The organism is Lacinutrix sp. Hel_I_90 (assembly GCF_000934685.1).
Lineage (GTDB): Bacteria > Bacteroidota > Bacteroidia > Flavobacteriales > Flavobacteriaceae > Lacinutrix.
In genome coordinates, this window is sequence record NZ_JYNQ01000001.1 from 1,457,840 (window position 1) to 1,474,803 (window position 16,964).

Below are 16,964 nucleotides of genomic sequence, written 5' to 3' on the forward strand. Positions count from 1 at the left end.
GTTTATTAAGAATAGTAAAGCACTTTAGTATAAAAATGCCCCCTATTGAACCTGTATTACATAGCGCGTGGATAAGAACTAAAATTATGTAAACCACTAATGTCATTTTTTTAGTTAACTACATCTCTTTGTTACCAACCATTACTCACTCATTACTATCTTGACTACTGAAATCTCTTTATTTTTCCCTTCCTTTTTTAGCTTGCTTGCGGATATAATATACTTTAACACAAAACGTTTTAGTATATGAACTTAATAATGTAACTTATAACAGACTAAATACGTCTAACATATAAATTAACTTATATTTAATTACATAATATTTTATTATATTGTAACTTTGATTAAACTAAATTTCACTCATTGAAAATGTATAATTGTTTTGACATTGCTAAAAAATTCATTGAGTTAGCCAAAGAAGAAGGTGTGTCTATGCCTCCAATGAAACTTCTTAAACTGACTTACATAGCGCATGGATATTATTTAGGTTTCACTAGCAAGCCTTTATTTTCTAATGAAATACAAGCATGGAAATTCGGTCCTGTTATTCCAGATTTATACCATATAATAAGAAGATATGCTCAACGTTCAGTTGACCCAGAAGCTGTTAGTATATATTCGGAAAATGAATTAAGTAAAGAAGATTCGAAATTTATAAATGTAATATGGAATGCTTATAAGCGTTTCGATGGACTACAACTATCGTCTAGTACTCACGAAGAGGGCTCTCCTTGGCACAATACCTATAACAATCTACATAATAGAGTAATAGACAATTTTACTATAGAGCAGTATTACAAAAATTTCATTGATGAAAAAAGAAGAAAAAGAGCAACAGCAACAGCCTAAAATTGGTTCAGAGGCTGAAAATTTTTTCAATGAAAGTCCTCCAAGTGATATAGATTCCCAAGAAGATAATAAATCTAGCAAAGAAGAAGATGTTCTTTTTAATTTTACAGGCAATTTTAAAGATTTCGGAGAGTATTTAACTCACGAAGAATTTATAATAAAAAAATTAAATAATCAATCTGAAAGAAAATTAAGAGAGAAAAATGCAGAATTAGCTTTTAAATTTTCCTCAATTTGGGCAATATTTATAGGTGTAATCATTTTACTTAAAGGATTTGGTGACCAATGGACTTGCTTTTATTTGTCTCAAGCTGAGTTTTTATTTGTCATAGGCTCTTTAACCGCTTCAATTTTTGCATTTTACATTCTTGTTTTAAAATATCTGTTTTATAGAAACGACAATAATAATGGAACAAAGTAACAAACTTCAGAGTTGTTAATATTTCTTTGCTTCCGCCTGTCAGCAATCTGTCTTCCCTCAAAAAATAAAGTATTCAGTATGTCAATGAACGTGCGAACTGAATTAAAAAACGGTTGGTAACATCGTATAAAATTAATTGCTAGTGTAAGCCTACTTACGAAAATTGCTGACGCCAGTTCGCTTTGCTCCTGTCTCGAAAATTTGGCTCCGCCAGTTCGCTTCGCTCGGTTCTATTCGGTTTGTATTTGCTAAATTAGCAGTCTAATCTTTAACTTTTGTAAAGCATACCCTTAACGAACATTTAAGAAATGACCGAAAACAATCAAAATTCTAACGGAATTTCAGCTGTTGGAGTACTAAAAAAAACAGTTGATAGAAACTATAGACTTCGAAGAATTTCGAGTATGCTATTAGACCATTTTCTAATCTGTATTTTGATTATTCCGCCAGCAATTATCCTGACTATACTATCTGAAAATATCGGATTGAAAATGAATGACGGTATGGGTTTCTTTGCTTTCTTTATAATGGTTTTTGTTTATTTAAATAAAGACTTTTTTAAAGGCAAAAGTCCTGCTAAACGGATTTTAGGCTATCGAGTAATAAATCGAAAAACGGAAAAACCAGCAACCGAATTACAATGCTTCGTGCGGAATTTGACAATCTGTGTTGCTTGGCCTTTAGAAGTTGTTATCGGATTTATAAATCCAGATAGACGAATTGGAGATTTTATTGCAAATACTAAAGTTGTCGAATCAGAAAAAGAAAAATTAAAATCAATCTGGACTGATTTAAAAAGCACAACTCTGAAAATAAATTTTATCGGAATTTTAATAATCGGTGGAATTTATTTTTACGGTTTAAGTCGAATATGAATTAAAAACGTTTGCGAACAAAGCACCCTAACAAAAAACAACTAAAATCTCATTAAGTCTTCACTATCAAGCTTTTATACCTATCATCCTATAGTAAGGCGGATTTAGTCATGGCAAAAACCTGTTTTAACCACTTATTACACACAGTCTGCCTCTTTTCAAATAATAACGCTTAAAACAACACACAGAAAACCCTCTTTTCTTGAAAGGATATATTGTATGCTTATTATTTAATGACATTTATCAACTTCAAAAAATCAGCAGTAACTGGAGAGAAGATTATAACTACAATCACCCACACAAGTCATTAGGAAATAAAACTACTAAAGAGTATCTGCCCAGATTTGATGAATTTAGAGGTGCCCTATGTGGGGAAGCTTACAGTTTTTTATTATAATGGCTCACACAAAAAAATAAAATTAAATTGTAAAACGAAATGAGTTTACATATATATTTGCACTTCAAAATTCAAATTTGAACATGACTTAATACAATGTAGTTGTTTGAATTTACTTTGTGATGCGACCCTATTTCTGTATAATCATTAAAAACCCATAATTAAAACTATGAAAACTTTAAAACTGCTAACCCTTTTACTTATCCTGAGCTATTCTTGTTCTTCGTCTGATGAAGAACAGACGCCTACCGAAACACCTATTGTAAATAAAAATGTAAAAAACGTAAAATACCCTACTTCCTCAAACACCAACGGGATGGCTGGGATTAATACTAACCTTGATTTTTATTATGATAATGATCAGCTTTCTACAATATACAATTTTCCCTACACCTATGGCGTAAATTATATAAACAACAACTTGATTGAATTAGATATAATAGCCGAAATTACATCAGGTGATGTCACTGGTAAAAGGTCTATCCATTTAAATAATAACACCGTTCAATTTATAATAGACGAAAAAACGACTTCGTATACGAATAGTCCTAGTATAGAGGCAAAAGATTCTATTAATTATACTTACCAAAATCAATACCTTTCTAAAGTTGAGTTCTATTCCAAATCCACAGGTCCCTTTTCAAATCCAGACTATAGATTAAATAAAAAAATCGAATTTACGGTAGAGAACGGAAACGTTGTAAAAACTGTATCTACAGGAAATTTCCTAATTAAGACCAGTATTTACACCTATGATAATAAGACGAATATAAAATATAGCGGTTTTGCTATTGAAAGCCCATTAAATTTAGGATTCGACTACATCTTATTACATGATAAAACTGGACTAAGCAACCAAAACAATATTATATCAATAAACAATACGTTTGAAGGAGAAATCAGACGTGAATATGAAACTATTACTTATGAATATGTCCTTGATTCAAATGAAAGGCTAAGCGAAATTATCATCTCAGGAACTACTATAAGAACACTACCTTCTCCTGAAACTACTACATTTACAAATGAAAAAACAGAATTCATATATTAAAAAAGAGGGTCTATCCACCGCTTCTTATTGTCATACGACACCATGACAATTTAATAATTGAAACCACTTAAGCCCTTTTTTAGGGCTTTTTGTTTTTCACTAGATGCATGACCCTAAATCTTGATTCCCTCAAATTAAAACCCAAGTATTCCACGCCCTTACGGTTACCCGCAATAAATAATACAAGAAAGAATATTAATGTCGTAAATCTAATTTTACTTATTAGTTAACTCTCTTTAAATGTATTGAATAATAACTATATATCTTTGTTGTACGTCATTTGAACTCACTCAAAACTATGAAATTTTATCCTTTTATATTTTTATTCATAATACACTTAAATTCTGTTGCTCAAGACAATGGAATAGAAATAGAAGCTGATTATGAAATACAAGGCTATTTTAAAAACTTTACTGATTTTGACATTGATAGTTTATTAATGAAAAAATTTACACATATTACTAAAGTAAATGAGTTCCATACAAAAGAAATGCTTCAAAGAAATATAGATTTTGGTTTAACAGAAAATATTTATAATGTTAACATACTATATTCTGAAAAAGAACCAGGATTAAAGACAAAATCCTATAAAGTTAATGTCTATAAAGAAAATGATTCTATCATTGGATTAATAAACTATGAGCCTTACAGAAACAAAGTAAACTTCTACTTTGACTTTGAAAAACTCGCTAAAGTTATTGATAAACATAATTCGTTTTACAATGTTAAATCTGATTATTCTGATTTCATCAACGAGTCAATGATTGACACAAAATTCGATTATGTAATTAACCAAAATAGTGAAATAGAAATTTTAGATGCAAAACTTGTTTATTATAAAAGTGATGTAAACTTTAGACAAGTATATCGTAAGTGGTTAAAATCATATAATATCGATTTTCAAAATTATGGTGCAAAATCTTTAGAATACCTTTCTGAAAAGAAAAATATAAAATTGACTGTTGAGGAAAAAAAACTAATCGAATATATTAATGAAAGAAATTCAATTTTATTAAAACCTATTTGGATTAGATATTGGGAATTATAAAAACGCCGTACAACAAAGCACCCTAACAAAAAACAAGTAAAAACTATTAATTTTTCACTAGCGCACTTTTATACCTAGCATCCCATAGTAAACCTGATTTAGCAATGGCAAAAACCTGTTTTACCAACGTATTACAAACCCCCTGCCACTTTCCAAATAGTAAGGCTTAAAGCAAACTAATAGAAAACCCGCTTTTCTTGAAAGGCGTCTTTTAGTTAAAACCCACCTATTCCACCCTCTTCCGGTTACCCGTAATATATTGGCAACCAACATTTATAACTTCACAAAAAATACGTAATTCTACGTATAGGTTATGTAAGTATAATCCTGTAGCTTCGTTAATTAAGAATAGTAAATACGGCCATTTAAAAAAATAGTTTTAATGAGAACACTGCCATTTGGGCTATAGCAAAGCACATTAGTATAAAAATGCCCCGTTTTAAAACGGCAACATACAGAGGTTGTAAAAGAACCAGAATTAATGTTGTTTTTTTTATTTAACTATATACCATTATTGTACAACATTTAACAAAATCATAAAATTCAGATAGTGACATTAAATATTAACATTTTTTTATAACTTTTAGAAATAATTCAACTAAACAAAAACCACCATTATTTATGAAAAAAATATTAATTATAATATTCGTTCTAGTTTCTATTCAAAATTCATTTTCACAGAATGAAAATACTACTGACGAAACAAACATTACTACTTCCGTAATTACTTTGGACTTATCAAAACCAACCAAAAAAAGTATAAACCATTCTAGCAATGAGAATAAATTAATAGTCAAAAATAGAAATCCATTAGCCTTTAATTTAGTTAATGGGAATCCTTTCAGATATAGATATGTTTTAAATTATAATAAAGTAAACTTATTTACAAATGAAACATTCAGCCCTTCCGCAAGTGATTCAAATATTGATGAAGGTGGATTCCAAAAAGATACTGATGGAGATGGAATTCCTGAGTCATTGGATGAATTCCCTAATACACCAAATGCATTTACAGAAGATATTGTTAAGGCTATTCAAAGTGAATTAAAAGATAAAATTTTGGAACTTAAAAAGTCAATAAATAGCTTTATTTCCAATATTTCTGATGACGACAAATTAAATTTTGATGAGTTTAATTTAATGAAGGATTCTTTTAAAGAACAGTATTTAATCTACTTAAAAGAAACAGAAGATTTAAAAGAGAAAATAAATGAAGTAGATAATTTGAGTTCTAGTATATCAGTAACTCAAAATGAGATTGATAGTATTTTAGAATCTACAAGATTATTGATAGAAAAACTATTAAATACAAGAGAAAACATTTATCTCTTACCATTAGATATTAATGGAGACAATATAGACTATGTTGAAATTCAATTGGATATATATGATGGAGAAAATGAAACACCTGAAACATATAAATATAAAGTTTGGATTAAAGGTGGATTAAAAATTGATGTAAGTGGCGGAGTTTATTTAACATCACTTTTTGATAAAGAATATTACACAACAGATTCAGAAAATAATGAAAAATATATCTATGAAAATGATTTAGGAGATTATGATTTTGGATTTGGGACTATGGTTAATATTTCTCTCAGAGGTGGTTCTTGGGCCAGACCAACTTTAAATTTTGGCGCAATGTTTACCTCAAATCAAAAATTTCAATTGCTTACTGGTATGGGGTTAATTCTAGGAAAAAATGAAAGATTCGTTATTCATGCTGGTATTTCAATGGGAAGAGTTAATGTTTTGAAAAGTGAATATGTAGTGGATGGAGAAACCACATATGACCTTGGTACAGACGGAAATGTTCCTGTTAATGAAAAATTTAAATTTGGACATTTCTTTGGAATAACATATAACTTTACCAAACCAAAATCTAATAATGATAAAAATCAATAAAATTGAGTTTTGAGTGATGTAGAATTCCGAAACTATTTTATTAGAAATCAGAAAAACATTGTACAAAAATAGCTATAAGTAATTACTAGTTCTCACCCACTTTTAAAAATCCTCACAGATTTTTAATTCGGTTTGTATTTGCTAAATTAGGTGCTTAAAACACGCAACTAACCATATACAACAACGTTACCAACAAGCACAAAACCAACCGCAAACTAAATGATTAAATCTATTTCAATAAACCAAATTGCAACATTTGATAATGATGGAACAACAATAGATAATCTGAAAAGAGTAAATTTTATTTATGGAGCGAATGGTTGTGGGAAAACAACAATTTCAAATTATTTACACGATACAGAAGAAGCCAAATTTGAACATTGTTCGTTAGATTGGGAAAATGACGCAATAAAAACTTTAGTTTATAATAAAGAATTCAGAAAAAGAAACTTTGGTAATGGAAAACTTGGTGGTGTTTTTACTTTAGGAGAAGCAACTGCTGACGAAATACAAGTAATTGAAGACAAGGGGATTTTATTAAAAGAATTAAAAATTGAGAGAGTCAAAAAAAATGAAACTCTTGAAGGAAGGTTAGAAAAAAAAGAAGAGGTAATAAATACATTTAAAGAGTTCTGTTGGAATTATATTTATAAAAAATATGAAACCACTTTTAAAGATGCTTTTGTTGGTTCTTCAAAGAAAGAAACATTTAAAAATAAAATTCTACTTGAGAATAAAAATAATACTTCTGACATAAAACCACTTGATTACTTAAAAGAGAAATCTAAAACAGTATTTGGAGAAAGACCTGAAAATGTAACCTTACTAAACTCTATTCAATTTAGTAGAATTATTGAAATTGAAAAAACGAGTATTTGGCAAAAAATAATTATCGGAAAGGCTGATGTTAATATTGCTAAATTAATTCAGAAATTAAATATTAACGATTGGGTTAACCAAGGTCAAAGTTATATACAAGAAGATGAAACTTGTCCTTTTTGTCAAAAAAACACAATAACTGAAGGTTTCAAAAAGCAATTAGATAGTTTTTTTGACGGAGAATTTATAGAAGATATAAAAACAATTAAAAGCTTAAAAGAAGAATACCTTTTACTTACTTCTAACTTAGCGAATGAACTAAACCAATTAGAAACAAGTCAAAAAAACGAAAAAAACAATAAACTTGAATTAGAAAAATTCTCTGCTTATTTAAAAACACTTATTAGCCAAATCACAGCAAATAAGGAACTATTAAACAATAAAGCAAAAGAACCTAGCAGAAGTGTTGAATTAATCAATTTAGAAGAGCAATTTGGTCTTATTTCAAGTCTTATTGAAAATGCAAACACTGAAATAACCAAAAACAATCTTATTGTTAGTAATTACAATACTGAACGAGAAACATTAATAAAACAAGTTTGGAAATACTGCTGTAATGAATTTACTACCCAAATAACAAAATTCAATTCAGATAATACAGGAATTGAAACAGGAATTACAGCATTAAAATTACAAATTCAAGAAAAGAAAAATGCTTACAATATTTTAGATACTGAGATTAAAAATTTGAGTAAAAATGTCACTAGTATTCAACCAACAATAGATGAAATTAATAGACTTCTAATTAACTATGGTTTTATTAATTTCAAAATTGTACCTGCAACAGAAGATGGTTTTTATCAAATACAAAGAGAAGATGGAACAATTGCAGAAAAAACTTTAAGTGAAGGAGAAGTTACGTTTATTACATTTTTATATTATTTGCAATTAACCAAAGGTGGTCGTAATGAAGAAAGCGTAAATGAAGAACGAATCCTTGTAATTGACGACCCAATATCTAGTTTAGATAGTAATGTTCTTTTCATTGTTAGCACACTAGTTAAAGAAATTGTGAAAAAAATAAAAACTGATGAAGGAAATATTAAGCAATTAATTCTATTAACACATAATGTCTATTTCCATAAAGAAGTATCATATGAAGGACTAAACAGAAAAGGACAGAAACCTTCTTTTTGGATTTTAAGAAAAAATAATAATCAATCTATCATTCACTCTTATGGAGAACAAAACCCTATTCAATCTTCTTATGAATTATTATGGCGTGAAATAAAAGAATGGGAACATAATTCAGGAATTACTATTCAAAATACAATGAGAAGAATTTTAGAAAATTTTTATAGTATTTTAGGTAATAAAAGAGATGATTTCCTAATTAACAAATTTGAATCTAGAGAAGAAAAAGATATTTGTCGCTCACTTCTAAGTTGGACAAATGAAGGTTCTCACACGCTTCCTGACGACCTATATATTGAAGCACCTGATGACACGATTGTAAAATATATAGAAGTATTTAAAAATATTTTTTATCACACAGAAAACAAAGGACACTATTTGATGATGATGGGAATAGAAGATGAAGAATAAACCCAGACAGGTAACAATGTATAAAAAAACATAGGGTGTTTGTGCTAAATCCAAAGTTCTGTGCATATTAATAGAGACCGCTAAATATAAAATTTGGTGTTTGTAGAAGAAAAAATAAAAGCAAAATATTTATATTTAGCTAAGTAATAAATCGAAACAAAAGTGCTTTTTAATCGCCCTACGTTTCATATACTAACCGTTGTATAAAGGATGTCCCTTAACGAACAGATGTCCCTTAACGAACATTTTGAAGAAACATCCAGAAATACAAAAACAACATAGGTTATCTCAAGTTTACTTGAAAAAATTCGGTTATGAACAAGATGGAATATGGATGGTTTCTGTAATGAAATTAGGTTCTGGAATGACAGAAAACGTGAAAATATCGGAATTTACTGCCGAAGAGAATATATTTGACTTGCCATTTAAAGATTTTGAAATTAGGAGACATTTTGAGACCTTAAGCGGAAGATTGGAGAATGATTACCATCGACTAATAAACAATATTGAAAAACAAAAGCTTCTAACACCAAAGGACAAAGATTTACTTAATCATTTTGTACCGAATATTCTGTGTCGCACAAGCCATTTTAGGTGTTTTATCAACCTACTGATTGAAGACATAGAAACTCGAAAAAAACTATTGAATGAAATAACATTATTTAAAAAAGACAATGGACAAACAGAATTTTTATTAGACATTCTAAAACCAGAAACTCATTTGAATATTGTAGTTGGTACACTTATGAATCATTTGGTTTACGTTTTACAGCGCTTCAAAAAACTAATATTAAAAAGTCCTAAAGGTTATGGGTGGTTGATATCTGACAATCCAGTATTTATAGATTGGCAAGGGAAAAACGAATGGATTATGCCAATTGAGGCGGAAATATATTTTCCTCTCTCGAAAGAATATTGCGTGTTCTTATATAACGACCAATCGGAATTAAATTCAAATCCGCTTCGGAATTTAAAAAATGACAAAGTAAACCAAATCGATTTCGAAACTTTTGACCGACTAGCCAATATAATAGGTCGGAATTTAGACGAGTATCTCATTTTTAGTAATAAATATGAACCGACTAAAATTCGGGAATAAAAAACAAGTCAATTTCACTTAATTACCAACCAACACACTTCTATACCTAGCATCCTATAGTAAGCCTGCCTTCACATTGTAAAAATACTGGTTTAACAACTTTTTAAAGATGCAGTAATGCTAGCTTAGGCTTTCCTTTAGCAACGATGCGCTCATAAAATGCGCTGTATACCTTACTTCTAGCGCTTAAACCACCGTTACAATAGTAAACCAAGAACCTTTGGTTAAATCCTGTAACACCCCTGTAACCACACTCGTTTTACTAAAGCGTTTCCCAAATCCATGCAGCCCAACCCGGTCATTAACCGCTGGGATACTGCTACCCATAACTTTTAGCGTACCCTTTACGCTGGTGGTCTCTTCTTTGTTGGTCGCTATCTCGGCGTCATACACATCATCTCCATAAGTAAACTGTAACACAGGCGCGGTGGCAGTGTCTATATCCAGTTCACGCACAAAGTCTCCTGCGCAAGTGACCAGTAGGAAAGACCCCATGTCTCCAGTAATGCTTATTTGTTGTTGCTGTACCCTGCCTTTAAAAACAGATTTATTTTTAGAGTTATAGCCTAACCTGATCTCAATACTAATCCCTATCTCAAAGGTTGCTGCGTCTGCTATAGGAAAGGCCCCTGTATTAGCATCGCCATCTAGAAGCGTAATAATCGCTTCATCTACGGCATTAGCGACTTGTTTAATAACTACAGAATACACTTGCGCCTCAGACGGAATGGAATCACAGTCTGATAAAATTTCGAAAGTCGCTAAATCTGATGCTAATTGTGCCATAGGGTTTCGTTTTATTTTAGACTAAGTTAAGCAATTATACCTAAAAACTAGCCGGCCGCTTTTTTCATTACTACATGCCTTTTTATTCGTTTTTTATAAATACAGAAGCCCAGAGTAAAGGGTTAATACTTCATTTAAAAAAATACTATGCATGCATTGTATTTTTCACAATTAAAAATTACCTTATCCCCAGCATAAAAAACACAAAAAACACCCATAATTACACCATTAAATAGCTAAAAAACCCGATATTATTCAAAAACACAGCACAACTACAATGAAAATAAAAAAAATTCTGGTTGCCAACAGAGGCGAGATTGCCATAAGAGTACTAAGAGCTTGTACGGAATTAAACATTACAACGGTTGCCATTTATACCTACGAAGACCGTTACTCACAACACCGTAATAAAGCCGATGAATCCTATCAAATTGGTGAAGACAACCAACCTTTAAAACCTTATTTAGATAGCGATGCCATTATTGCACTGGCAAAATCGAAACAGGTCGATGCCATACATCCCGGTTACGGTTTTTTATCTGAAAACTCTGAATTTGCTAGAAAATGTGCTGCACAAGGCATTATTTTTATTGGTCCAGATCCTGAGGTCATGGATGCCTTGGGTGATAAAATTACAGCTAAAAAAATAGCCGTTAAATGCAACGTGCCTATTATAGAAAGTAATAAAAAGAAACTAACGTCTTTAAAAGTAGCCATTAGTGAAGCCAATAGCATTGGCTATCCCCTTATGCTTAAAGCCGCCTCTGGTGGTGGTGGTCGTGGGATGCGTATTATAAAAACAGCTGAAGATTTGGAGTCTAACTTCGATTCTGCACGAAACGAATCGCTAAATGCCTTTGGTGACGATACCATGTTTTTAGAAAAGTATGTTGAAAACCCCAAACACATTGAAGTTCAAATTGTCGCCGATAAACACGGCAGCATCAGGCATTTATTTGAGCGCGATTGCTCGGTACAACGCCGTCATCAAAAAGTAGTCGAGATTGCACCCTCTTTTAACGTGTCGCAAAGCGTAAAAGACGCGCTATACAAGTATGCGGTAGACATTGCTTCCGAAGTAAATTATAACAACATTGGAACCGTAGAGTTTCTGGTGGATCAAAAAGACAACATCTATTTTATAGAGGTGAATCCGCGTATTCAAGTGGAACATACCGTTACCGAAATGGTTACGGGTATCGATTTGGTAAAAACACAAATCTTTATTGCCGGTGGTTACAAACTCTCAGACCAACAAATAAAAATATATGAACAGGAGTCTTTAGCGACGTATGGGTTTGCCTTGCAATGCCGACTAACAACAGAGGATCCTGGAAATAATTTTACCCCAGATTATGGTAAAGTAACCACCTACCGTAGTGCTTCAGGTATGGGCATTCGCTTAGATGCCGGGAGTATTTACCAAGGCTATAAGGTGAGTCCGTTTTTCGATTCTATGCTAGTAAAAGTTTCTGCGCATGGTAGAACCTTAGATGGTGCCATAAGAAAAATGACGCGGGCCCTAAAAGAATTTCGTATTCGAGGGGTAAACACCAACATTCACTTTTTACAAAACGTGATTCAGCACGAGACCTTTCAGGAAGGGAAAGTCACCGTGAATTTTATTCAGAACACCCCGTCACTATTCAAAATAAAACTCTCGCAAGACAGAACCTCTAAAGCCGTAGGGTATTTAGCAGAAGTGATTGTTAACGGCAATCCCGATGTGAAGTTTATTGATGAAACTAAAGTCTTTAGAAAACCGAAAGTCCCAAAACACAATACGATTGAAACTTACCCAAAAGGGACTAAAGATTTACTCACAGAACTGGGACCAGAAAAGTTTTGTGCTTGGTTAAAAGACGAGAAAAAAATACAGTATACAGACACGACCATGCGGGATGCACACCAGTCGTTATTAGCCACCAGAATGCGAACCTTCGACATGCTCAAGGTTGCCGAAAGTTTTGCTAAAAACCATCCCAATACCTTTAGTATGGAAGTTTGGGGCGGTGCTACTTTTGATGTGTGCTTGCGTTTCTTACACGAAAGTCCGTGGACCCGCTTAAGAGAATTACGTAAAGCCGTACCCAACATCTTATTCCAAATGCTCTTACGCGGGTCTAATGGCGTAGGTTATAAAGCCTATCCAGATAATTTAATCGAAGCTTTTGTAGAGAAATCATGGGAAAATGGTGTGGATATTTTTAGAATTTTCGATTCTTTAAACTGGGTGAAAGCCATGGCACCAAGTATTAGTTACGTGCGTGAGAAAACAGGCGGTATTGCTGAAGGTGCTATTAGTTACACCGGTGATATTCTCGATGTCAACCAAACCAAATACGACTTAAAGTATTACATGCAACTGGCTAAAGATTTGGAGAATGCCGGGGCGCATATGATTGCCATAAAAGACATGGCAGGCTTATTAAAACCTTATGCGGCTACAGAATTGGTGGGCGCACTAAAGGACACGGTAAACGTGCCAATTCATTTACATACGCATGATACCTCATCTTTACAAACTGCAACCTATTTAAAAGCCATTGAAGCTGGTGTTGATGTGGTTGATGTGGCCTTAGGTGGTTTATCTGGATTAACCTCACAACCCAATTTTAATGCGGTGGTTGAGATGATGAAATACCAAGAACGCGCGCATGATTTTGACATGACGACTTTAAATCAATTTTCTAATTTCTGGGAAGACACCCGCGAGTTGTACTACCCGTTTGAATCTGGATTAAAAGCCGGTACAGCAGAGGTCTTTAATCATGAGATTCCTGGCGGACAGTATTCAAATTTGCGTCCGCAAGCCATAGGATTAGGCCTTGGCGATCGTTTTGAAGAGGTTAAAGCCATGTATGCCGAAGTGAATACCCTCTTTGGGAATTTGGTAAAAGTAACGCCAAGTTCTAAAGTGGTTGGGGATATGGCGATTTTTATGGTCACCAATAACCTCACGACCGAAGATGTGATGACCCGCGGGGAGGAAATCTCGTTTCCAGACTCGGTGATTAGTTTCTTTCAAGGGGATTTAGGACAACCGGTTGGAGGCTTTCCGAAGAAACTTCAAAAAATAATTCTAAAAAATAGAAAACCCTATACCGATAGACCGAATGCGCATTTAGCACCTATAGATTTTGATGAAGAGTTTACCGCCTTTAAAAAGAAATTTCAAAAAGGCTTTACACGGGCAATAGAAATGGAAGATTTCTTATCCTATACCTTATACCCTAAAGTATTTGAAGCCGCACATGAGAATTATAAAAACTACGGTAATTTAGCCTTAATACCCACACAGAATTTCTTTTATGGCATGAAGCCGCGTGAAGAAACCTTAATAGAATTAGAACCTGGTAAAACCATTATTGTTAAGTTCCTCTCGGTAGGTATTCCTAACGAAGATGGCATGCGTACCGTGTTTTTTAAGGTGAATGGCGAAAACCGTTTTGTAGATGTATTAGACAAATCGTTAAACATTACTAAAGTAGAAAACGCAAAAATAGATTCGGAAAACCCAAATCAAATTGGCGCACCTTTACAAGGGTCTTTATACAAGATTCTTGTAAAAAGAGGTCAGGAGGTTGAAGAAAACGATCCGTTATTTATTATTGAAGCCATGAAAATGGAAACCACAGTAACGGCATTTAAGTCAGGAAAAGTGAAATCGGTGACCTTAAAAGAAGGCAGCATGGTAAAACCAGAGGATTTGATTTTAACTATAGACTAATTTTCTGTTCAATAACAGCATAACATTAAAGAGCCTGTCTAAAAAGACTTTTAAATTTACTTTGTCAGGTTGAGCTTGTCGAAACTAATATTGATTACCAGTAGGTTAAAATATTTCGACAGGCTCAATATGACAATAAACGCGTCTTTTTAGACAGCCTCTTTTAGTTTGCGTCTGCTGCTTTTTGTACCGTATTGATTCCTTTATTTTTTTTTGTACACAACCCCTCTGGGGCTTTATCAGCCTATAAAAAAGCAGCTGTTACCCCCCTTGCTTTACCCCTTACTGGCAGCGCTATCTATTAGCCCAAAAATTTTAAAAAGCCACCGTCTCTTAAATTAAGTTATTGGGCGCCAACACCCTGCAAAAACGCATTTTTTTCACTGCGGTAATTTTATTTTAAAAATCATTCCTGCCTTTCTAGCATTAATTTGCAAAAAATTCTTTAACTTGTTGTTATAACAAATCTTTACTAACCTATGATACTCGCAAAAAAAATATCTCGTATACTCTTTCTATATCTGTGTCTTGGAACTTTCTATTTCACACAAGGACAAACTGTGCCTGTTTTTGAAAATGGCGAAGCACAAATTGTGGAAGGCTTCAGTAATCCTAAAGATTGGATAACGCATGATCTTTGGGTAGAAACCACGTTTAATACCGATGGTGACGACCAAATGGACCGCATGCACGTGTCTGTCACCAGACCTTTACAAACAGAAACCGAAGCCTTACAACTTCCGGTAGTTTACGAAAGCAGCCCCTATTACGCTGGTGTTGCTCCAGATGTCCCTAATATCATGTGGAATGTGGAGCATGAGCTTGGAGAAGCCACAACCGTTGCTCGTGCACACCCCGAAGTAACACGTACAGGAAAACGCCCAGTCATTTCTAATTCGCTAGTTAAGGAATGGGTACCTCGTGGTTATATTGTAATACATTCCTCTTCTCCCGGTACCGGACTATCGCAAGGTAGCCCAACGGTAGGTGGTCCAAATGAATCCTTAGCGCCAAAAGCGGTGGTCGATTGGTTAAACGGTAGAGCCAAAGGCTTTACCACGCCAGATGGTGATGAATCGGTTTATGCGACCTGGACGACTGGAAAGGTGGGTATGACGGGCACCTCTTACAATGGCACCCTGCCTATAGCAGCTGCAACAACAGGCGTTCAAGGCCTAGAAGCGATTATCCCTATTGCCCCTAACACCTCTTATTATCACTATTATAGATCTAACGGCTTGGTACGTTCACCAGGAGGGTATTTAGGCGAAGATATTGATGTGCTTTATGATTTTATTCATAGTGGCGATGAAAGTAAACGCGAGTACAGTAACAGAGTCGTTCGTGATAATGAAATGCGCTATGGTATGGATAGGCTTACTGGAGATTATAATGATTTCTGGGCTGGCCGTGATTATTTAAATCAGATGGAAAACATGACAGCGGCTTTACTGATGTCACACGGTTTTAATGATTGGAATGTGATGCCGGAACACAGTAACCGTATTTATCAGCAAGCCAAAAAACAAGGGCTCCCAACACAAATATATTATCACCAGGACGGTCATGGTGGACCGCCACCAATGCGCATGATGAACCGTTGGTTTACACGGTATTTACACGGGGTACAAAATGGAGTAGAAAACGATAAGCAAGCCTGGATTGTTAGAGAAAATGATGCCCGAGATAATCCTACGCCCTATGGTGCGTATCCTAATCCATTAGCACAACCAGTGACGCTGTATTTAAATAAAGGCGGCAATGAAGTGGGCGAGCTAACACGAAAAAACAAAAGCCGCCAGAGAACAGAAACCTTAACAGATAACTACGCCATTTCTGGTGAAGCACACGCTAAAGCAAAAAAATCTAAAAACAGATTATTGTATACCACGCCAATCCTAGAGAAAGACCTACACCTTTCTGGAGAAACTGAAATAACAATTAGTGTGTCTAGCAATAAGCCAGCAGTAAACTTATCGGTTTGGATGGTCTCATTGCCATGGGAAAGTGATTCTAAATTAATTACCGATAATATTATCACACGAGGTTGGGCAGATCCTCAAAATAATGAATCGCTAAGCGAAAGCTCGCCTTTAGTACCTGGGGAATTTTACAAACTAAGCTTTAAATTACAACCAGACGATCAGATTATTAGAGCCGGACAACAAATAGGCCTAGTGATTTTTGCGAGTGATAAAGAATTTACGCTACACCCTAAACCTGGTACAGAGTTAACTGTAGACTTAGACGAGACAAGCATAACCATACCCGTGGTTGGTGGTGAAGATGCTTTTAAAAAGAGCATCTAAATCATTGATTTAAGGATAACAAACGGAGTTTTCAAAGCTGGTTTTTTATTGCTAATTTCACGCAATAAAA

General features: G+C 33.5%; 12 protein-coding genes. 11 read left to right on the plus strand and 1 reads right to left on the minus strand.

What is annotated here, in order from left to right:
• Positions 1-369 precede the first annotated feature (369 nt).
• The 9 genes from GQ46_RS06530 to GQ46_RS06565 all read left to right on the plus strand — a co-directional run bounded on the left by GQ46_RS06530 (position 370) and on the right by GQ46_RS06565 (position 10,069).
• Entirely contained in the window at positions 370-849 is a 480-nt protein-coding gene (locus GQ46_RS06530; protein ID WP_044399477.1) for a Panacea domain-containing protein, read from the plus strand.
• Complete coding sequence (locus GQ46_RS06535; protein WP_044399479.1) at positions 812-1,270, plus strand: hypothetical protein; 459 nt, start codon at positions 812-814, stop codon at positions 1,268-1,270. Before GQ46_RS06530 ends, GQ46_RS06535 begins: the two co-directional genes overlap by 38 nt.
• A 308-nt stretch (positions 1,271-1,578) precedes the next feature.
• Positions 1,579-2,145, plus strand: coding sequence for an RDD family protein (locus GQ46_RS06540; RefSeq protein ID WP_044399481.1), 567 nt, complete (start codon positions 1,579-1,581; stop codon positions 2,143-2,145).
• Between the two features lie 202 nt (positions 2,146-2,347).
• A complete protein-coding gene (locus GQ46_RS18120; RefSeq protein WP_082041716.1) occupies positions 2,348-2,542 on the plus strand; it encodes an integrase core domain-containing protein in 195 nt (64 codons plus the stop codon).
• 169 nt (positions 2,543-2,711) lie between these two features.
• A complete protein-coding gene (locus GQ46_RS06545) occupies positions 2,712-3,593 on the plus strand; it encodes a hypothetical protein (RefSeq protein ID WP_044399483.1) in 882 nt (293 codons plus the stop codon).
• Between the two features lie 298 nt (positions 3,594-3,891).
• On the plus strand, positions 3,892-4,641 hold the full coding sequence (locus GQ46_RS06550) for a hypothetical protein (RefSeq protein WP_044399491.1): 750 nt from the start codon (positions 3,892-3,894) through the stop codon (positions 4,639-4,641).
• Between the two features lie 621 nt (positions 4,642-5,262).
• A complete protein-coding gene (locus tag GQ46_RS06555) occupies positions 5,263-6,546 on the plus strand; it encodes a hypothetical protein (RefSeq protein ID WP_044399493.1) in 1,284 nt (427 codons plus the stop codon).
• A gap of 219 nt (positions 6,547-6,765) precedes the next feature.
• The gene (locus tag GQ46_RS06560; RefSeq protein ID WP_044399496.1) at positions 6,766-8,970 is read left to right on the plus strand and encodes an AAA family ATPase; all 2,205 of its coding nucleotides are present in this window, start codon (positions 6,766-6,768) and stop codon (positions 8,968-8,970) included.
• A gap of 247 nt (positions 8,971-9,217) precedes the next feature.
• Positions 9,218-10,069, plus strand: coding sequence for a DUF4238 domain-containing protein (locus GQ46_RS06565; protein ID WP_231567332.1), 852 nt, complete (start codon positions 9,218-9,220; stop codon positions 10,067-10,069).
• 186 nt (positions 10,070-10,255) lie between these two features.
• Here GQ46_RS06565 and GQ46_RS06570 read toward each other — a convergent pair whose 3' ends face one another.
• A complete protein-coding gene (locus GQ46_RS06570; RefSeq protein WP_044399501.1) occupies positions 10,256-10,855 on the minus strand; it encodes a hypothetical protein in 600 nt (199 codons plus the stop codon).
• 277 nt (positions 10,856-11,132) lie between these two features.
• On the opposite strand from GQ46_RS06570, the gene GQ46_RS06575 reads away from it, so the two are divergent.
• On the plus strand, positions 11,133-14,585 hold the full coding sequence (locus GQ46_RS06575; protein WP_044399504.1) for a pyruvate carboxylase: 3,453 nt from the start codon (positions 11,133-11,135) through the stop codon (positions 14,583-14,585).
• Positions 14,586-15,064: 479 nt separating this feature from the next.
• Complete coding sequence (locus GQ46_RS06580; RefSeq protein WP_044399506.1) at positions 15,065-16,894, plus strand: Xaa-Pro dipeptidyl-peptidase; 1,830 nt, start codon at positions 15,065-15,067, stop codon at positions 16,892-16,894.
• Positions 16,895-16,964 lie beyond the last annotated feature (70 nt).